At 61.3% G+C, this 19,930-nt stretch carries 16 protein-coding genes; 10 read left to right on the forward strand and 6 right to left on the reverse strand.

The window, feature by feature from the left end; genetic code table 11:
* Window positions 1-366: 366 nt before the first annotated feature.
* The gene (locus ACTNBB_RS01380; RefSeq protein ID WP_441056293.1) at window positions 367-2,139 is read right to left on the reverse strand and encodes a hypothetical protein; all 1,773 of its coding nucleotides are present in this window, start codon (window positions 2,137-2,139) and stop codon (window positions 367-369) included.
* A gap of 233 nt (window positions 2,140-2,372) precedes the next feature.
* On the opposite strand from ACTNBB_RS01380, the gene tgt reads away from it, so the two are divergent.
* The 10 genes from tgt to ACTNBB_RS01430 all read left to right on the forward strand — a co-directional run bounded on the left by tgt (window position 2,373) and on the right by ACTNBB_RS01430 (window position 14,043).
* The gene (gene tgt / locus ACTNBB_RS01385; protein WP_441041950.1) at window positions 2,373-3,512 is read left to right on the forward strand and encodes a tRNA guanosine(34) transglycosylase Tgt; all 1,140 of its coding nucleotides are present in this window, start codon (window positions 2,373-2,375) and stop codon (window positions 3,510-3,512) included.
* A 233-nt stretch (window positions 3,513-3,745) separates the two neighbouring features.
* Window positions 3,746-4,504, forward strand: coding sequence for a TIGR00730 family Rossman fold protein (locus ACTNBB_RS01390; protein ID WP_427719574.1), 759 nt, complete (start codon window positions 3,746-3,748; stop codon window positions 4,502-4,504).
* A 501-nt stretch (window positions 4,505-5,005) separates the two neighbouring features.
* Complete coding sequence (locus ACTNBB_RS01395) at window positions 5,006-5,668, forward strand: HAD hydrolase-like protein (RefSeq protein ID WP_441056291.1); 663 nt, start codon at window positions 5,006-5,008, stop codon at window positions 5,666-5,668.
* Window positions 5,669-5,722: 54 nt separating this feature from the next.
* Window positions 5,723-7,159, forward strand: coding sequence for a M20 family metallopeptidase (locus ACTNBB_RS01400; RefSeq protein WP_441041958.1), 1,437 nt, complete (start codon window positions 5,723-5,725; stop codon window positions 7,157-7,159).
* Between the two features lie 293 nt (window positions 7,160-7,452).
* Window positions 7,453-8,388: a phosphate ABC transporter substrate-binding protein gene (locus ACTNBB_RS01405; protein WP_441014856.1), complete on the forward strand. Its 936-nt coding sequence runs from the start codon at window positions 7,453-7,455 to the stop codon at window positions 8,386-8,388.
* Between the two features lie 24 nt (window positions 8,389-8,412).
* Window positions 8,413-9,321: a phosphate ABC transporter permease subunit PstC gene (gene pstC, locus ACTNBB_RS01410; RefSeq protein WP_427795762.1), complete on the forward strand. Its 909-nt coding sequence runs from the start codon at window positions 8,413-8,415 to the stop codon at window positions 9,319-9,321.
* Window positions 9,314-10,240 carry a phosphate ABC transporter permease PstA gene (gene pstA / locus ACTNBB_RS01415; RefSeq protein ID WP_427719564.1) on the forward strand — a complete coding sequence of 309 codons (927 nt, stop codon included), beginning with the start codon at window positions 9,314-9,316 and terminating at the stop codon, window positions 10,238-10,240. Before pstC ends, pstA begins: the two co-directional genes overlap by 8 nt.
* A complete protein-coding gene (gene pstB, locus ACTNBB_RS01420; protein ID WP_441056290.1) occupies window positions 10,237-11,109 on the forward strand; it encodes a phosphate ABC transporter ATP-binding protein PstB in 873 nt (290 codons plus the stop codon). The genes pstA and pstB overlap by 4 nt, the downstream gene beginning before the upstream one ends.
* Before the next feature lie 297 nt (window positions 11,110-11,406).
* On the forward strand, window positions 11,407-13,266 hold the full coding sequence (locus ACTNBB_RS01425) for an ABC-F family ATP-binding cassette domain-containing protein (protein WP_441056289.1): 1,860 nt from the start codon (window positions 11,407-11,409) through the stop codon (window positions 13,264-13,266).
* Between the two features lie 6 nt (window positions 13,267-13,272).
* Window positions 13,273-14,043 carry a Cof-type HAD-IIB family hydrolase gene (locus ACTNBB_RS01430; RefSeq protein WP_441056288.1) on the forward strand — a complete coding sequence of 257 codons (771 nt, stop codon included), beginning with the start codon at window positions 13,273-13,275 and terminating at the stop codon, window positions 14,041-14,043.
* Window positions 14,044-14,142: 99 nt separating this feature from the next.
* Here ACTNBB_RS01430 and ACTNBB_RS01435 read toward each other — a convergent pair whose 3' ends face one another.
* The 5 genes from ACTNBB_RS01435 to ACTNBB_RS01455 all read right to left on the reverse strand — a co-directional run bounded on the left by ACTNBB_RS01435 (window position 14,143) and on the right by ACTNBB_RS01455 (window position 19,855).
* Window positions 14,143-16,095, reverse strand: a complete 1,953-nt coding sequence (locus ACTNBB_RS01435; RefSeq protein ID WP_441056287.1) for a heavy metal translocating P-type ATPase — start codon at window positions 16,093-16,095, stop codon at window positions 14,143-14,145.
* Window positions 16,096-16,195: 100 nt separating this feature from the next.
* Entirely contained in the window at window positions 16,196-16,414 is a 219-nt protein-coding gene (locus ACTNBB_RS01440) for a cation transporter (protein ID WP_195363207.1), read from the reverse strand.
* Between the two features lie 63 nt (window positions 16,415-16,477).
* The gene (locus ACTNBB_RS01445) at window positions 16,478-16,846 is read right to left on the reverse strand and encodes an ArsR/SmtB family transcription factor (RefSeq protein ID WP_441056286.1); all 369 of its coding nucleotides are present in this window, start codon (window positions 16,844-16,846) and stop codon (window positions 16,478-16,480) included.
* 411 nt (window positions 16,847-17,257) lie between these two features.
* Window positions 17,258-18,457 (reverse strand): hypothetical protein, encoded by a 1,200-nt coding sequence (locus ACTNBB_RS01450; protein WP_441056285.1) that lies wholly within the window; start codon window positions 18,455-18,457, stop codon window positions 17,258-17,260.
* A 429-nt stretch (window positions 18,458-18,886) separates the two neighbouring features.
* On the reverse strand, window positions 18,887-19,855 hold the full coding sequence (locus ACTNBB_RS01455) for a 3'-5' exonuclease (RefSeq protein ID WP_441056284.1): 969 nt from the start codon (window positions 19,853-19,855) through the stop codon (window positions 18,887-18,889).
* Window positions 19,856-19,930: the final 75 nt, after the last annotated feature.

Genomic DNA, 19,930 nt, shown 5'->3' on the forward strand with positions numbered 1-19,930 from the left:
GCGGCGCGGCTGCGCCTATGGCACTTCAACATCATTGTCGCAGCCCCGACCCGCGGTCACGAGCGGGGGCTCCTATCTTTTTAGTGCCCTCGGATTGGGTCATAGTGTCTGTCGCTGGCAAAACATCGGCATTTCTTTGGTTGTCAAGAGATTGCCGTTCTGGCGGGTTTTCGCTGACTTCGCCAAAACATTGGCGTTGCCGTGGTTCAACCTGCCAAAAAGGGACAGGTTTATTTTGGCAGGTTTTATCTGGGCAAACGTTGTTGGTGCAATGGGGACTGCTTTATATGCACCAAGTTGGTGCAAAGTAGCCTGGCCCCTTTGCACCAATCAAAACGTTGCGGTGAGTGTTGTTTGGCAGCTGGTTTACTTGCTCGCGAACAGCCAGATCAGGACGATCACGAGGATTACGGTGACAATGCAGACGATTGCGCCGGTGAATTTGACGCGTGAGTCACGGGTGCGCTCGCGCACGTCGTTCTCGGCGGCTTCGAGCTGAGCCACTTCGCGCTCGGTTTCGGCGCGCTCGGCCTTATCGCGAGCCAGGGAGCCCGCGAGCGATTCGGTGATCTCGGGATGGTTGTGCACCTCGGTCGCCTGCTCGATGATCGACTGCGCATGCGCGACGTCCGCCTGGGCATTGGCGATAGCCTGCTCTTGCTCTTGACGCGCTTTGTCCTCGGTGACGATCTTCTCGCGTAATTCGCGCTGGCGCGTTGCAGCGGCCGCCTTTGCGGTCTGCAGCTCGTCGCGCGCGGCATCGGCCTCGGCCGTCACGGCCTGATGGGCGCGCTTCGCGTCGGCGATGGGGGCTTGCGCCTGCTCGACGGCGTGCTCGGCAGCTGCGAGCGAGTGCTCAAGATCGGCGGTGATGCGCGGGACATCTTCCTCGGCTTTACGCAGGGCATCAGCCGTGTCGGAGATCTGCATCGAAAGCTCGCTGGTGCGCACCGTATAGTTGGCGGGATTTGCCGAGGGATTGCGCTGCAGCTCGGCATACTCACGGCGCAACGTTTCGAGTTGAGCACGCGTGGCGTCGACGGTTTGCTGCGCTGCGGCAACGCCGGCGTCGCGCTCGGCCTTCACCTTGTCGCGGATGCGCTTGGAATCCTCGAGACGTCGTACGAGGCGGTTACCGGTCTCGCGCGAGCTGGCTTCGCGCGCTTCGACGGCATCGAGTGCGGCTTTGAGACGCCGCTCGGTGGCGTCGTCCTCTTCTTTTATTTGTTCGAGCTGCGCTTTGAGCTCTGTTGTCTTGGCGGCATGGGTATCGCGGCCGATTTCTGCCGCCGCGGCGGCCTTTTGTGCCGTGTCGATAGCGTGGCGCTGCTCGGCGACGATTTGGTCGTAGCGGCCTGCGATATCCTGGCGCGTCTCGAGCTCCTCGCCTTGATCGGCGATGCGCTGATCAAGTTCGGCCAGGTGGGCACGAGCGTCCGCGAGCGCCTTCTTTGCGGCGTTCATCTCGCGCATGGCAGAGGCGCCCTGGGCGATAAAAGTGCCTACGGCGTTTGCTGTATTTGAGACGGCGGTTCCCAGATCGCGGCTGGCTGCAGGGGCGTGTGGAGCGGTCGGGTGACCGGCGTCGGCCGTACCCGCATCGGGCGCCTGCGACGTGGCGATATTGCCGGTGCCACCCTCGATCACGGAAAATCCGGCAGTGTGCGGGTCAACTGCATCTGCGCCAATTGTAGGGTGCTCGAGCTGTAAGAACGAAGGTACGGTGCTGCCTTGGTCGGCAACGGGGGTCTCGCCAGGCACGAAGGTCGATGCGGCCTCGGCGGCCTTCTCTTCTTCGACGTCCACATCGGCGTCGGCCACGGCGTCTTTCATCGCTTTGACGGCATCCATCATGGAGTCCATGACGGCATCGAGCTCTTCTTCCGAAGATACCTCGATGGGTCCTGCCGCCTGTGGCGCGGGGTCCGCGTCGGGCTCGGCGTCGTTCGACTCCGGTTGCTCGCCTTCGTCATGCTCGACAGTATCGCCTGTGTCTGTTGCCTTATCCGCACCGGCGTGCGCATCATCGGCGGATGCATCGACGGAAGCGGCGACGCAGGTAGGAGTGCTGCAGTCGTCGGCGACGTCTGCGGAATCATCAATATGCTGCTGAGTCTGGGGGTCCAGCTCGTCTGTCATAGGCATGTGCTCCTCATCGTTGATTGTCACCCTATGATAAAGTCTCGCGCCGGCATCCCGCGCGCCGCAGCAAAGTTTCAAAACGTGTTCGATGGCTCGCTTGGATAGCAAAAATTCGGCCGCTCTATTCAGTTTGCGCTTGACATTCCCTTCTCCGAAAGACGTTATGCCGTTCGCCTGCCGCGGTCTTTATAATGGTTTGCGTATGAACCGCAACCAAGGAGTTCCAGTTTATGGACCAGAGCCTATTTAAATTCGACCTGATCGCCGAGGATCCGACGACGCATGCGCGTGCCGGCGTGCTGCACACTCCGCACGGCGACATCGAGACGCCGATCTTTATGCCCGTGGGCACCAAGGCAAACGTCAAGGGCATCCCTACCGAGACCGTCAAGCAGCTCGGCGCCCAGATCGTGCTCGCCAATACCTATCACCTGTCCATGCGCCCCGGCGAGGACACCATCGCCGAGTTGGGTGGCCTGCACAAGTTTATGAACTGGCATGGCCCCATCCTCACTGATTCCGGCGGTTTCCAGGTGTTTAGCCACAACGACGCCGTCAAGCTCACCGACGAGGGCGTGCGCTTTATCGTCAACGACTACGACGGCCGCCACGTGTTCTGGACGCCCGAGGACAACATGGAAATCGCCATGAAGCTCGGCTCCGACATCTGCATGCAGCTCGACCAGTGCCCGGGCTATCCCGCCACGCGCGCCTACGTTGAGCGCGCCGTTGAGCTGTCGAGCATGTGGGCCGAGCGCTGCTATAAAGCTCATACCCGCGACGACCAGGCGCTCTTTGGCATCGTTCAGGGTGGCATGCATCTGGACCTGCGCCTGCGTTCGCTGCGCCATCTGGAGGAGTGCGGTGACTTCCCCGGTTACGGCATTGGCGGCTACTCGGTGGGCGAGGACCACGAGACCATGTTTGAGACGCTCGCACCGCTCGCGAGCGAGTACATGCCCAAACATAAGCCGCGCTACCTGATGGGCGTCGGCAACCCGACGACGCTCGTGCGTGGTGTAGGCGTGGGCATCGACATGTTCGACTGCGTGCTGCCGACGCGCACCGGCCGCATGGGGACGGCGTTCTCGAGCGAGGGTCGCCTTAACTTCCGCAACGCCCGCTTTGCGCACGACGACGGCCCCATCGATCCCACCTGTACCTGCCCGGTGTGCACGGGCGGCTACAGCCGTGCGCTCATTCGCCACATGGTCACGCAGAAGGAGATGCTCGGCGGCATTTTGCTTTCGATGCACAACATCTACTACCTGCTCAACCTTATGCAGCGTGCCCGCCAGGCCATTATCGAGGGCCACTACGGTGCGTTCGTGAGCGACTGGATGAACAGCCCCGCGGCAGTGGATTACTAAGAGCTGCGGGTGCGCTTGCGGGGGCGCTCGCGCGGTGCCGAGGCTACGTGCCAATCGACCGTGCGTAGCCGGCGCCGGGCATCGCATGCGTCGGCATCGGTTGCACGACCTCTGACCGATGCCTTGCAAGCGCTTGATGCATCGTGGGTACCATACCGAATGGTTGATGTTCGGGCGGGTGTTTGACGCATGGCGTCGACCCCGCCCGTTTCTATTTTCGATAGGAGTATCCCATGATTAAGAATGAGAACGTCGAGGGCGAGCCGGCCTACGACGAGACGTACCGACGCGGCCCCGTGGTTATGCGCGGCCCTATGATTCCTAAGGACAACACCTACGCCAACCTGCTGGCGCCCGAGGACTCGACTGACTGGTTGCACGCCGACCCGTGGCGTGTGCTGCGCATTCAGGCCGAGTTTGTCGATGGCTTCGGCGCGCTTGCCGAGCTCGGGCCCGCGGTGACCATCTTCGGCAGTGCCCGCACGCCCAAGACCGATCCGCTCTACAAGGCGGCGCGCACGGTCGGCCGCAAGATCGCGCAGCGCGGCGTGGCGGTTATCACCGGCGGTGGTCCTGGCATTATGGAGGCGGCCAACAGGGGAGCGGCGAGCGCCAACGGCAAGTCGGTCGGCTTGGGTATTGAGCTTCCGCACGAGCATGGGCTCAACAAATACGTGAACCTCGGCATGGACTTCCGTTACTTCTTTGTGCGCAAGACCATGTTTGTCAAATACAGCTCGGGCGCCATCGTGTTTCCCGGTGGTTTTGGTACGCTCGACGAGATGTTTGAGGTGCTCACGCTGGTGCAGACGCACAAGGTCAAGCGCATGCCGCTTGTTTTGGTGGGCAGCGAATACTGGCAGGGCCTGTTTGACTGGCTCAACGGCCCGGTGATGGATGCCGGCATGATCAGCCCACTCGATCCAGACCTCGTCCACATCACCGATGACCTCAACGAGGCCGTCGACATCGCCCTGAGCGGGCTGATGTAGGGTAGGTAAAATGGGACGGGGCTAAAAAGACTGGTCTGAAACGTTTGATATCAGTCTTTTTGGCCCCGTCCCAAATGAACTGCTTTCAAGTTGCGGTGGAATAGGGATTGATTGGCGACGATGCACTTGGCGCCACGACCCTTTTTGATCGCCTTGATCTCGCCCGATTTCCACTCCGGCGAAACGGTCAGGCGAATATTGAGCATCTGCGTGAGCTGGCCTGCACCTGGTCGAGCGGCTCTTCGCCTTCGATAATCACATGAAGCGGAATCACGTAAATGCCGAGCTCTTGGGCGCGGGCGGGGGGATGTCCGACGTGGAGTCGGTTATGATGGCAAAAGACATAATTGCACCTTTCGTTGGGGCGCTTGCGCGCCGCCTTCTGAGAGCAAAGTGCGAAAGTATAGTAGAGTCGTTCCACATTACTAGGTTCAATTGTTGAATAGTCAACAGTTTGAAGTGTCGGTGTGGAAATCGTCAACTGGGGGAAGAGGGATGTCGATGGAGGCTCTGGAGATATGCAAGCGGTCGGTCGTGCTGTTTGATTTTGACGGCACGGTGGCCGATACGGGCCGGGCGGTGATGACCTCGACGCGTAAAACGCTGGCTGCGCGCGGGTTTTCTGAGGCGCAGATGGGTGACCTGCGCCGCATGATCGGGCCTCCGTTGTGGAAGAGCTTCCACGACTTTTACGGCTTCTCGCGCGAGGAGTCGCTTGTGGTGGCCGACGAGTACCGTGCCTTTTTTGATGAGCTGGGACCGGAAGAGTACCCCGTGTTCGATGGAATTCCCGAACTGCTCGATGGCCTGGCCGCCCAGGGGCATCACTTGGCCGTAGCGACGTCGCGCATGGAGGCAAAGTGCATCGACATGGTGGGCGATCTGGGGCTTTCGCAGTTTGAGGCGGTGGTCGGTATGAATCCGCCGCAGGGGCGCGAGACCAAGGCCGATTCGGTTCGCGATGCCCTGGCGGCGCTCGGCGCGACGGCGGACGATGCCGTGATGATCGGCGATCGCTTTAACGATGTGGAGGGCGCGCACGCAAGGGGCGTGCCGTGCATTGGCATCTACTCGGGCGCGGCGGTGCCGGGCGAGCACGAGGCGGCGGGTGCCGATGCAGTGGTGCACTCGGTGGCCGAGCTTGCTAAACTTTTTGCCATCTAATGACGTTATGCGAGGGGCGGGTGTGACCGTCGCTCATTGGTAAGGAGGTCGTCCATGAATCAGGTGGAACAGAGCGTTACCGAGTATGTCGACGAGATCTGGGAAGATGTCGTTGCCGATATCGAGCAGCTGGTGAGCTATCCGTCCGTGGCCGTTGCTGCCCATGCGGAGCCCGGTGCGCCGTTTGGCCGCCCGGTCCGTGATGCGCTCGATTGTGCGCTCGGCATTGCGCAAAAGCTCGGCTACCAGACGAGCGACGACGAGGGCTATGTGGGCATCGCCGACATTCCCGGCCGCGGCGATAAGCAGCTTGCGACCATCTGCCATGTGGATGTGGTGCCCGCCGGTCCCGGTTGGAACACCGATCCGTTTGCGATGGAGCGCCGCGAGGGCTGGCTGCTCGGTCGTGGCGTGATCGACGACAAGGGCCCGGCCGTGTTGTCGCTCTACGCCGGTGCCTACCTGATCAAGCACGGCATTGTGCCGCGCTATACCTTCCGCGCGCTGCTGGGCTGCGATGAGGAAGTGGGCATGTCCGACGTTCACCATTATCTGGAGAACCACGCAGACCCCGACTTTTTGTTTACGCCCGATGCCGAGTTCCCGGTCTGCAATGCCGAGAAGGGGCAGTTTGGGGCGACGTTTGTGAGCTCCAAGATCGACGGCGGGCGCATCGTATCGTGGAGCGGTGCCGAGGCGAGCAACGCCATTCCGTCGCAGTCTATCTGTGAGCTCGCGATTGCCGCCGATGAGCTGCCGGCGCCCGTTGAGAACGCCGACCGCCTGGAGATCACGGCGCTCGATAACGGGCATGCGCAGATTTTCGCCCACGGTATTGGCGGTCACGCTTCGATGCCCGAGGGAACGATCAATGCCGTCGGCCTCATCGTGGCGTATCTGCGCGAGGCCGAGGACGCGTTTGGTGCACGCGACGAGCGCCTGCTGACGCCCGCCGAGCACGAGTTTGTCAAGTTTCTGACCTTTGTACATGCGGATGCCTATGGCCGCGGCCTGGGTATCGACGCGACGAGCCCGGCGTTTGGCCCGCTCACGTGCAACCCCGGTGTTATCCGTGTGATGGATGGCCATATTGAGCAGGTCATCGACGTACGTTTCCCCGACAGCACGAGCGCCGATACCATCTGCGAGCAGCTCGAGCCGCTCGTGGGCCGCTTTGGCGTGACGTGCCGTGTGGGTCGTGCAAAGGTGCCGTTCTCGGTGTCCGCCGACGATCCGGCCGTGAAGGCGCTTATTGATACCTATAACGAGTTTACGGGCAAGCATGCCGAGCCCTTTGCCATGGGCGGCGGCACGTACGCGCGCAACTTTGCCCGCGCCGTGTCGTTTGGCCCCGAGGAAACCGGCCTGGAGCTGCCCGCATGGGGCGGCCAGATGCACGGCCCCAACGAGTGCGCCAACGAGGAACAGCTCAAGCAGGCGCTCAAGATCTATATTGTTGCGATCCTCCGTTTGAATGAATTAGAGCTTTAAGGTTACGCGGTTTCCTAATCTAAGTTGCGATGGAATAGTTCCTAGAATGGGCCATTTGATGGCCAAGCAGGAACTATTTCACCGCAACTTTGTTTTTATTGGTGTAAAAGGCGGGCCATGCTTGGGGGCGGGTTTGTTATTCGTTTGTAAAGCCGAGTCGCGCTCGCGGTAAGGGTCTATCAAATGCCCGTAAGAATCCGCAGTTGGCGCGGGCACCGCCCGATCGAGGCCGTATCTTTCCAAACAGCAAAGCGGGCAGGGTGCCCGCGAGTCGCATGTATGAAAGGAAGATTATGCTCGATCAGGCTTATTCTCGTCGTCAGTTCCTCGGCCTCGCTGGTGGTCTTGCCAGCTTCGTGGGCCTCGGCCTCGTTGGCTGCGGCGGCGCAGGCGCTTCCAACGCCGCCGACAAGGGCAGCGCCGCTGCCGAGTCCGTCTCCGGCGAGGTGACCTACGACGGCGCCTCCTCGTTCCAGGCTCTCGTCGAGGCCGCTGCCGAGAAGTTCATGGACGCCAACCCGGACGTCTCCGTCTCTGGCTCGGGCAACGGTTCGGGCAAGGGCCTGACCGCCGTTGCCGCCGGTACCGTCACCATCGGTAATTCCGATGTCTTCGCCGAGACCAAGCTCGAGGCCGACCAGGTCAAGAACCTCGTCGACCACGAGGTCGCCGTCGTGGGCATGGGTCCCGTCGTCTCCAAGAACGTGAAGGTCGACGACTTGTCCCTCGAGCAGCTCAAGGGCATCTTCTCCGGCCAGATCACCAACTGGAAGGAGGTCGGCGGCGACGACGCCACCATCGTCGTTCTCAACCGCAAGGCCGGCTCCGGCACCCGCGCCACCTTCGAGGCCGCCGTCTTTGGTGACGAGGCCGTCGACTTTAAGGGCGACGCCGAGCTCGACAAGTCCGGCGACGTCCAGACTCAGATGGCCAGCACCGACAACGCCATCTCCTACCTCGACTTCTCGCACTTCGACGACTCCAAGTTCAACGCCATCAAGGTTGAGGGCGTGGAGCCCAAGAGCGCAAACGTCACTGACGACTCCTTTAAGATCTGGGCGACCGAGCACATGTACTGCGCAAAGGACGCCGACGATGCCACCAAGGCCTTCCTGGAGTTCATGCTTTCCGAAGACGTCCAGGGCAAACTCGTCGAGGAACAGGGCTTTATCCCTGTCTCTGCCATGAAGGTCGTCAAGGACGCCAGCGGCAAGGTCTCCGCTAAATAAGTAATCGCCCCGGAAAGGTTTGCAATGGCAAAACAGCTGCCAAAGCGCGACCTTGAGAACGTGGGCCTGGGCGTCACGGGCGCGTGCGTAGCGCTCGTGACGCTTGTCGTTGCCGCGCTCATCTTTATGGTCGCCCAAAAGGGCCTCTCGGCTTTTCTCAAGGACGGCGTTTCGGTCGTCGAGTTCTTTACCGGCACCAAGTGGGACCTGGCCAACACGGCCAAAAACGGCCTGCCCTATACCGGCGCCCTGCCCCTGATCGTCACCTCGTTTGCGGTCATGGTGCTCTCCACGCTTATCGCGCTGCCCATCGCCATCGGCTCTGCTATCTTTGCGGTCGAGATTAGCCCTAAGTTTGGCTCCAAGGTGTTTCAGCCGCTTATTGAGCTTTTGACCGGCATTCCCTCGGTCGTCTTTGGTCTGGTCGGCTTTCACGTGGTCGTCGGTCTTATGAAGAGCGTTTTCCACGTGAGCACGGGCCTGGGCATCTTGCCCGGCGCCATTGTGCTGGCCGTCATGATCTTGCCGACGATGACCACCCTTTCGGTCGATGGCCTGCGTGCCGTGCCCGATAGCTACCGTCAGGGTTCGCTCGCGCTGGGCTACACCCGCTGGCAGACCATCTGGCACGTGGTACTCAAATCCGCCATGCCGTCGCTCATGACCGCGGTCATCCTTGGCATGACCCGCGCCTTTGGCGAGACGCTCGCCGTGCGCATGGTTATCGGCGGTATCGAGGCCATGCCGACGTCGCTGCTGTCGCCGGCGTCCACCATCACCACCACGCTCACCACGTCTATGGCGGTCTATGCCGAGGGCTCGGCCCAAGACGACGTCCTGTGGGCGCTCGGTCTGCTGCTGATGGGCATGAGCCTCATCTTTATCCTGATCATCCACCTTATCGGCCGCAAGGGGGCGAAGGCTCGTGGCTAGCACGCGCATTCATATCGACGAGGCGAGACTCGGGCGCGTCCAAAAGCAGGACCGCATCGCCACGGGCGTGCTGACGGCAATCGTCGCCATCGTCATGCTCATCGTCGTCTCCATGGTGGCCTATATTCTGTTCGAGGGCATCTCGACGCTGTTCCAGCCGGGCTTTCTCACGCAGCCCGCGCGCGCCAACGGAACCCAGGGCGGCGTGCTCTACCAGCTGTTCGACTCGTTCTATCTGCTGTTGATCACCCTAGGTATCTCGGTGCCCATCAGCTTGGGCGGCGCGGTTTTCCTGGTTGAGTACGCGCCGGACGGCCCCATCCGTGACATCGCCTCCACCGCCATCGAGACGCTGTCCTCGCTGCCTTCCATCGTCGTCGGCATGTTCGGCTTTCTGGTCTTCTCGGTGCAGCTGGGCTGGAAGTACTCCATCATCTCCGGCGCCGTCGCGCTCACCATGTTCAACATTCCCATCCTGGTGCGCGTGATCCAGCAGGCGCTCGAGGACGTGCCGCAAGCCCAGCGCGATGCGTGCCTGGCCATGGGCCTCACCCGTTGGGAAGCCACGCTGCACATCCTGATCCCCGAGGCCATGCCCGCCATCGTGACCGGTATCGTGCTTTCGGCCGGCCGCGTGTTTGGCGAGGCCGCGGCGCTGCTCTTTACCTCGGGCATGAGCTCGCCGGTGCGTCTGAACTTCTTGAGCTTTAACCTGTCGAGTCCCACTTGCGCCTGGAACGTGTTCCGCCCCGGTGAGTCGCTCGCCGTGCACATCTATAAGATCTACGGCGAGGGCAGCCCCGAGGCCCAGCAGATTGTTTGGGGCACCGCGGCACTGCTGATGATCTGCGTGCTGCTGTTTAACGTAGTCGCCCGTATCGTGGGCAAGCAACTGGCAAGGAGGATGACGGCCGAATGAGCGAGATAAATGCATCGCCCGCAACCGAAGCGGCCGCGTCCGAGACCCAGGACTTTCTGTCGAGCGTGGGGGAGAGCGAGAAGCGCGTGCGCGTAAGCGGCAAAGCCGTGAGCGACGAGGTCGTGCTTTCCACCAAGGACGTCAACGTTTACTATGGCGACCACCATGCGTTGCACGATACGTCGCTCGACTTTCACAAGGGCGAGATCACGGCGCTCATCGGGCCTTCGGGCTGCGGTAAGTCGACCTTTTTGCGCAGCCTCAACCTTATGAATCGCGAGATTCGCGGCTGCCGCGTGGAGGGCGAGATTAGCTATCGCGGGCGCAACGTGAACACCAAGACCGAGAACACCTACGAGCTGCGTCGCTCCATTGGCATGGTGTTCCAGCAGCCCAACCCCTTTCGCAAGTCCATTCGCGACAACATCACGTTTGCGCCCAAACGCCACGGCATTACCGACCGCGACGAGCTCGATCGCATGGTCGAGGAAAGCCTGCGCGGCGCGGCGCTGTGGGACGAGGTCAAGGACAAGCTCGACAAGAGCGCCTACGCGCTTTCGGGCGGCCAGCAGCAACGCCTGTGCATTGCGCGCACGCTGGCGCTCAATCCCGATGTGATTCTGTTTGACGAGCCCTGCTCGGCGCTCGACCCCATCTCGACGCTGGCAATCGAGGACCTGATGTCATCGATTGTTGCCGATCGCGCCATCGTCATCGTGACGCACAACATGGAGCAGGCGTCGCGCGTGTCCAACCGCACGGCGTTTTTCTACATGGGCGATATGGTCGAGTACGACGAGACCGACGAGATTTTCCAACGGCCCAAGGATAAGCGGCTGAATGATTACCTCACCGGCATGTTCTCCTAGTCCGGGACATGCTTGAGGCCCGCGGCGGCCATGGTTGCCGCGGGACTGATTGGAGAGGCGGGTCATCTCTTGCGGGAGATGGCCCGCCTTTTTGTGTCGTGTGCGGCCGTCGACCTACCAAAAAGGGACAGGTTTATTTTGGCAGGTTTAACGTTTTACCACGGAGTGCCCTTGGACTGCTCTGACGTTTGCCCAGATAAAACCTGCCAAAATAAACCTGTCCCTTTTTGGTAGGTTTTGGGGTGGGGCTCGCTGCTATCATGGACAACGTTGAATTTCTACGAAGGAGCAGGGCATATGGCGATTCTTTTGGGATGCGATTCTGTCAGCCTAGAGTTTCCCACCAAGCATATTTTCGATAGCGTGACGCTCGGCGTGGACGAGGGTGACCGCATTGGCATCGTCGGTAAAAACGGCGACGGCAAGTCGACGCTGCTGAGTGTGCTCGCCGGTACGCTGGAGCCCGACGACGGCCGCGTGACGCATCGACGCGACACGACGATTGGTTTGCTCGGCCAAAAGGACAACCTGGTCGATACCGACACCGTGCATCATGCCGTCGTCGGCGACACGCCCGAGTACGAATGGGCGTCGAGCCCGCGTACGCGCCAGATCCTGGCCGGCCTTATTAGCGATGTGCCCTGGGAGGGCACGGTGGGCGAGCTTTCGGGCGGTCAGCGCCGCCGCGTGGACCTCGCGCGCCTGCTGATCGGCGACTACGATGTGCTCATGCTCGACGAGCCCACCAACCATCTGGACATGCGCACCATCAACTGGCTCGCGCGCCACTTAAAGGCCCGCTGGCAGCGCGGCCAGGGCGCCATGCTCGTGGTCACGCACGACCGTTGGTTCTTGGACGAGGTCTGCACCAGCATGTGGGAGGTCCACGACGGCCAGGTCGATCCCTTCGAGGGCGGCTACTCCGCGTATATCCTTCAGCGCGTAGAGCGCGACCGCATGGCCGCCGTTACCGAGGAGCGCCGTCGCAACATGGCGCGCAAGGAGCTCGCGTGGCTGAGCCGCGGCGCACAGGCGCGCTCCACCAAGCCCAAGTTTCGTGTGGAGGCCGCTCGCGAGTTGATCGCCGACGTGCCGCCCGTGCGCGACGAGCTGGAGCTCAAGCGCCTGGCGGTGAGTCGCCTGGGCAAGCAGGTTATCGACGTGGTCGACGTGGACGCCGGCTATGCCGATACCGACGGCGCGCCCAAGCAAGTGCTCACCGATGTGACCTGGCTCATTGGTGCGGGCGACCGCTATGGTCTTTTGGGCGAGAACGGCGCCGGCAAGTCCACACTGCTCGATGTGATTCAGGGCAAGATTGCGCCCCTGCGCGGCCGCGTGAAGATTGGCCAGACGGTGCGCTTTGGCGTGCTGTCGCAGCAGCTCGAGGAGCTCGAGCCCTACATGGGCGACACGATCCGCGAGGTGCTCAGCAACTACAAGAAGTACTACGTTATCGATGGCAAGGAGACCTCGCCCGAGAAGCTCTGCGAGCGTCTGGGCTTTACGGCGCAGCAGCTCTGGAGTCGTATCGGCGATCTTTCGGGCGGACAGCGCCGTCGCCTGTCGCTGCTGCTGACGATCCTGGACGAGCCCAATGTGCTCATCCTGGACGAGCCCGGCAACGACCTGGATACCGACATGCTGGCGATTGTCGAGGACCTGCTCGATGGTTGGCCCGGCACGTTGATTCTGGTAACGCATGACCGCTTTTTGATGGAGCGCGTGACCGATCAGCAGTGGGCGCTGCTCGACGGCCACCTGACGCACATGCCCGGCGGCGTCGACCAGTACCTGCGCCTGTGCAATGCCACCGCCGAGGGCGAGCCCGCGGGTGCGCCGAGCGCCAAGACCGGCACGTTTGACACCGGTGCCGCGGCAGCTGCGGCCGAAAAACCCAAGGCGAGCGGTCAGCCCAATGGCCTTTCCAACGCCGAGCGCCAGAAGCTCCGCCGCGAGGTGAGCTCGCTCGAGCGCAAGATGGAGACGCAGCGCGCTCGCGTGGAGGAGGCCGAGGCCGCGATGGCTCAGGTCGACCCCACCAACTACACGGCGCTGGGCGAGCAACAGGCAAAGATCGACGAGGCTCACGCCGCTATGGACGAGCTGGAGATGGCGTGGCTCGAGGCGAGCGAGAAGCTCGAGGGCGAGGAGTAGACGAGGATGATCAAAGCCGCGTTTTTCGATATCGACGGCACGCTATTGAGCTTTAAGACGCACCGGATTCCGGCGTCGGCGCAGCAAGTGCTCGACAGCTTTCACGAGCAGGGGATTGCGTGCGTGATCGCCACGGGCCGTCCGACCTACCAGATGCCCGATTGGCTGTTCGATCTTGGTTGGGATGCGTATATTACGCTTTCGGGCCAGCACTGTTTTGATGCCGAGGGCGTTTACCGCAGCTGCCCGATTGATCCGGACGACGTTGCGGTGATTGTGGACCAGGTGGCGCAGGGGCGCTATGACTCACTGTGCATGCAGGGCGAGAACTCGTTTGTGAACCGCCTGTCCGAGCGCGTGGTGACGGCCGGTAACAACGCGGGAATTGTCTATCACGAGGAGCCGTTTGAGCACGCCTTCGATGCGCCGGTTTACCAGTTCTGCGCCTTTGTGGATCCGGCCGACGAGCATATCGTGACCGATGCCGTGTCGCATTCGCTCACCACGCGCTGGTGCGACCTGTTCTGCGATATTATTCCGGCAGACGGCGGCAAGGACCTGGGCGTAGCGGCGACGCTTGAGCGCCTGGGTATCGACGCGAGCGAGGCGATCGCCTTTGGCGACGGCGAGAACGACCTGTCGATGTTTGCCTCCGTGGGTACGAGCGTGGCCATGGGCAACGCGCAAGACACGGTAAAGGCTGCGGCGAGCTACGTGACGACCGCCGTGGACGACGACGGAATTTACAACGCCGCAAAGCACTTTGGGCTGCTATAGCTGCGGCTCGGCACTTGGGGACGTTCCTTTTCTGCCGGCAGTTGGGGACGCCCCCTTGCGCGTGGTGTGCCGCGTCGCCCGGCCGGACAGCCACGCATGCTACGGGTTCTTGACACCCATCGCGCGCATAGCGTTCAGGATGGCGATGATCGCCACGCCTACGTCGCCGAACACGGCGAGCCACATGTTGGCAATGCCCAGTGCCGCAAGTACCAGAATCAGCAACTTAATGCCCAGCGCAAAGATGATGTTCTGCCAAACAATCGTCATGGTCTTGCGAGCCACGCGGATCGCGCGGGAAATGTTGGACGGCTTGTCGTCCATCAGTACAACGTCCGCTGCCTCGATTGCGGCGTCGGAGCCCATGGCGCCCATGGCGATGCCAACGTCTGCGCGGGTGAGCACGGGCGCATCGTTGATACCGTCGCCCACAAAGGCGAGCTTGCCCTTGCCCGATTCGGTCGCCAGCAATACCTCGACGCGCTCGACCTTGTCTCCTGGCAGAAGCTGCGCGTGAAACTCATCGACTCCCAGCTGATTGGCCACGGCGGCGGCCACTTCCTCGCGGTCTCCCGTGAGCATGACGGTGCGCTTGACGCCGGCGGCGTGCAGCTCGCGAATCGTTTGCTCGGCATCGGCTTTGACGGTGTCGGCAATTACGATGTGACCGGCATAGACGTCATCGACCAGCACATGGAGGATAGTGCCGACGACCTCACAGTCCGGTGTTTCAACGCCGGACGCGGCGAGCATCTTGGCGTTGCCGACGACGACGTGCTTGCCGTCGATGTTCGCCGTCACGCCATGGCCCGCGTCGTTGGCGGAGTCGCATACACGCTTGGGGTCGAGTTGGCCCTGGAAGGCGGCGCGCACCGACTGCGCGATGGGGTGGTCGGAGAACGACTCGGCGAGGGCTGCGACTTCAAGCAGCGATTGCTCGGTATAGCCGCCCTCGGGGTGCACCGCGACGACCGAGAACGTGCCGTTGGTGAGCGTGCCGGTTTTGTCGAAGACGACGGTATCCACATCGGCGAGCGCCTCGAGGTAGTTGGAGCCTTTGATGAGAACTCCCAGCTTGGACGCGCCGCCGATGCCGCCAAAGAAGCTCAGCGGCACGCTAATCACGAGTGCGCACGGGCAGCTGACGACGAGGAAGGTCAGGCCGCGCAGGATCCAATCGGACCAAGCGCCGGTCACCAGGCCGCCGCCGAGCGCGAGCACCGCTGCCGCGCCGGTGACGGCGGGCGTGTAGACGCGGGCGAACCGTGTGATGAAGTTTTCGGTGCGTGCTTTCTTCTCGCTGGCGTTTTCCACAAGCTCCAGGACGCGCGCGACGGTGGACTCGCCAAAGGGTTTGGTGGTGCGCACGCGGATAAGACCCGTCATGTTGATGCAGCCGCTGATGATATCGTCGCCGGTCTTGGCGGTACGGGGGACTGACTCGCCGGTGAGGGCGGCGGTGTCGAGCTGTGTCTCGCCATCGACGATAACGCCGTCGATGGGCACGCGCTCGCCGGGCTTGATGACAATGACGGTGCCGACGGCGATGTCATCGGGAAAGACCTGCTCGAGCGTGCCGTCAGCCTGCTCAACGTTGGCGTAATCGGGCGCGATGTCCATCATGGCGCTGATCGATTTGCGGCTCTTGCCCACGGCGTATGCCTGGAACAGCTCGCCGACCTGGTAGAACAGCATAACGGCGGCGCCTTCGGCCATGTGCGGGTCGGTATCGGGGAAGAGCACCGTGGCAAACGCGCCGATGGTCGCGACGGCCATGAGGAAACTCTCGTCGAAGGCTTTGCCGCGGCGGATGTTGCTGAATGCCTTTTGGAGCACGTCGTAGCCGGCAATCAAAAACGGCACGAGGAACAGCACAAAGCTGGCGTAGATGTTGCCTGGGGTGCCGAATGCGGCGGTGAGGGCGCCGAGCTCATCGAGGGCGTACACCACGACAAAAATACCCAGCGCTACCAGGATGCGGTTGCGTTTATGCTCGAGTGACTCTTTTTTCTTGCGCTTCTTCTTTTTCTTCTTGGGGTCGGCGGTGGCCATGACTCGTATCCTTCCATTTGAATGTATGAACACTCGCTCATGTAATTTCGCGAGCAAAGGCCGCGGCAAGCGCGGCCTTGCGTATCAGCGTATGCGCAGGCTAGAGAATGATCTCGCAGTCCGGCTCAGCGTCGGCGGTGAACTCCACGACGCGATCAAGGACCTCGTCGAACTCAGCGTCGTCGGCTTCGAGCGTCAGCTTCTGAGTCATAAAGTTGACCGAAACGGATTTGACGCCCTCGAGCTTGGCGAGTTCGTCCTGAAGCTTACGCGCGCAGTTGGCGCAGTCGATCTCGTCGAGCTTGAACTGCTTTTTCATGATGGGTTCCTTTCCCTGTATTTGCGGCTTGGGTGCAGACCGCGCTGGTACCGTGGTTGGTCGCTATTCGCAGATGTGGCTCATGCCTTGGTTGAGCATGGTGTAGACATGATCGTCGGCGAGCGAGTAGAGGATGTTGCGCCCGTCGCGCCGGAATTTAACCAGGTGCGACTGTTTGAGCGTGCGCAGCTGGTGCGACACCGCGGACTGCGAGGTCGCAGTCGCCTCGGCGATGTCGGCCACGCAGAGTTCGCGGCCCATGAGAGCGTAGAGGATCTTGATACGCGTGGTGTCGCTGAAAACCTTGAACAAGTCGGCAAGGTCGTACAGCAGCTCCTCGTCGGGAAGGTCCTCGGGCGAGCAAGTGGTGGGGATGTCGGGCACGATGGTGGTGTCGACGTCGGTCCTTATTTCATCGGCGTGTTCGCTCATTGCAATATCCTTTCATATGAACATGTGCTCATATAACTTACTTCCGAGTATATGAGCGCATGTTCATATGTCAATATAATTTGCGAAATTTTTTGCTATCGGATGGCTCTAGAGGCGGCTAAGGGCATTGGTTGGTGCTGATAAGGCCGCCGATGCCAACGTGGGTACCCTAGCGACGTGCAAAAAGGGGAGTTTTCAGCATCGACGAGGGGTTATTTATTGCATGATACGGCGTCGTTTGCCGCCACAGGGCTTTACTGGAGTGCAAATGGCAATAGATATTCCCCAGCTGTTGCCTAACTTACATCGAAAACAGCGGCTTCGGTGCAAAATGGGGCAATTCGGCCGCCCTCGGATACTCGGCTCTGCTGAAAACTCCCGTTTTTGCACGTCGCCGGGGTACCCACCCTGTCAGTCCGCCTCTGTTCTGGCCCCGTACACCCTGCCTTCGGGTGTGGAGGTGCTTGTTTGGGCGAACTCCGGGCAATCCAGCTCGATGACTTGCATGTCGTCGATGGCCGGGACATTGTTGATCGTCGGGTCGTCCAGCGAGATGCCCTCGAGCACTGCGCGCTCGAGCTCAAGTGCATTACCCTGCGCTGCGTCTTGACGGAGGAGCTCCTCAATACGCTTCTTTTCCTCGATAAATCTTCTGAGCACAAATTGTCGCAGCTCTTCTTGCTTGATTGCGAAATCTTTGGGCAGGCGCGATGGGCGAATGCCCTCCTTTCGCTGGATTGCCTCCATAACCCTGGCGAAGGCGCTGGCGTGCATAAAGGAATAGCGACTGACGGTAATGATTCCGTAGCCCATGGACGCCAGCGCGTTCTTGCGCTCTTCGTCAATGGCGCGGTCTTCTTCGGCGTCGTGCTGAAATCCGTTGTATTCGATGTCGGTTCGGGACCGCTTGAGATATGCATCCATATAGAACTTTTCGCGCCGCGTGAGATTCTTTGCAGCAGCTGTGACCTTTACTTCGTAGTCGGTCTCGATCTCGCTAATGCCAAGACCGCCCTCGCGCCTGGGTAGCGTGAGCATCGTGACAAACGCCGTTTCCATCGGCGATCGGCATCCGTCCCGCACGCATTGGATGGCTTTTCGGGCAAGTTCGAGGCCCTTGCAGTCGATGAGGGAGTTAAAGAAATGTTTAAGGCTCGAAGTCGAGGTGAGCGCGAAGCGCTCGGTATAGGATGTCGAGGCATCGTGCCCAAGGGAATAGGCTCCACACAGTTCGAAGTAGTACTCCACAAGTTCTCGAAAGGGAAGATAGGTTGCGGCCTGAAGCGCGCAGAGTTCGACGCCGACAATATAGATGTCGTCGGCAAGCTTGATAAAGCGCGAGCCCGCGAATCGCTTGGATGATACGTGGCACTTGCAGCCCGTCATGCTGCGCACGTTTGCGCGCTCGAACACCGTTGTATCGAGCGGGGCATCGTTATCCAGAGCGACGTTGTGCCTGGCGAGCCAGTCGGCGGCAGAGTCGAGCAGCTCCTTGCTGGGGCGCGCCCCGTAGATCTTGGCAGGGCTGCAGGGCTCGGTGCCAATTGCGGATACCGAGTATGCGGCTTGGTAGACCGCTTTTGCCGTGTTATGTGAAAGTACGATACTCATACAGATAGCATGGCAGACCAGGCAGCGGGGTTCGCAATGAATGCCAAGGCAAAATGGCGCGGCATAACAAAAGCTGTCCAAGCGCTTGACGTCAATGATGGAGAAAGATGCTATTTGGAGCATTGTCGCAGCTCGCTGGCTACGCAGACCTCCACAACTGATGCTGGTCAGCATCGTTTTGATGCAAAGGCGGCGTCAACAAAAATGTGCAATTTGGCTTGAACATGCGCAGATGAAGTTCTTGGTTATGCGGCGGCTAGACATCGGGGGCTGGAGGGCCGCGTTGTACGGCGCGAAAAACAGGTCGATATCCGCTTGGACATCGGCCCGTATTGCGTCGCTTGAGAGGAGCGCCTCGGCGTGTCGCTTTTGCGCGGGGCGCTATGGTCCGGCAAGTATTGCTCGCGAATGGCGCCTCTGCTTGGCAATCTACTTGGCAAACAGGTTCTTGAGGTTGAACTCGGCCTGCACCGTGCGGAGCATGAGGTCGGTGTCGTCGAGGCCCAGGTGCTGCTCGTTGGCGTCGGGCGCGAGGGTGCCGCGACGGCGTGCCCAGTTCTCGAGCGCGGCGGGTGCGGATTCGTGGGGGAGCGAGCGCACGTCGGCGTCCAGACTGCGGCAGATCTGGCGCGAGTCGATGACGATAATCTTGCCGGCTCGGCGCGCCTCGGCATAGCCGTCCAGATGGATCTTGAACCAGCTGTCCTCAAAGGCGGCGTTGTGCGCCATGTACGGGTATTTCTTCATGAGCTTGAGCAGCTGCTTTTGCAGCTCCTTGTTCTCGCGGAAGGGCGTTTTGCCGTCGATGTCGTCCCAGGTGATGTGGTGGATATTCGACAGCGGCACATCTTCGCCGCGGTAGATATCGGGCAGGCCGCAGTAGTGTGCCTCGGCGTCGTGCGGGACGGCGTCGCTGGTGAGCTCCATGATCTCCCAGCCCACGTTGATGATGTAGCCGCGCTCGGGTGCACGGCCGGTGGTCTCGATGTCGATGCCGAGCACCGTGCCCTGGATGGGCTTGCGGGCGTACGCCACGCCGAGCGCATCGCGGTCGCCGCGGATCTCGCGCATGACGGATGCGGCGGTGCGCTTTTGCATCTTGCCGATGGCGGCGCAGGTATCGGCGTCGGACAGGCCGCGCGAAAGCGTCGCGGGCGTCACGTTGCGCAGGCGCGCCTCGCCAATCTGGTCGCATAGGTCGCGGTTGCGGTCGGCCAGGTCGCGCACGGTGGCAAAGTCGAAGCCAGGGTCGCCCTCGGCGGTAAAGTACTCGGTCTCGAGCACCTTGAGGGCCTCTTCGCCTTTTTGACGCTCGGACTCCATGGCGGCGTGATCGCCATAGATGAACATGGGGATAAACGGCTGGCGCTCGTATTCGAGTGCTTGCGAAACGTTCATATACTGCTCCTTGGACGGGCCGCGTCGTGCGGCTCGGGGTCATTGAGATGTGGCGAGATGATAGTTTACCACATG

This window comes from Collinsella sp. HCP28S3_B9 (genome assembly GCF_052066095.1).
Classification (GTDB): Bacteria; Actinomycetota; Coriobacteriia; order Coriobacteriales; family Coriobacteriaceae; genus Collinsella.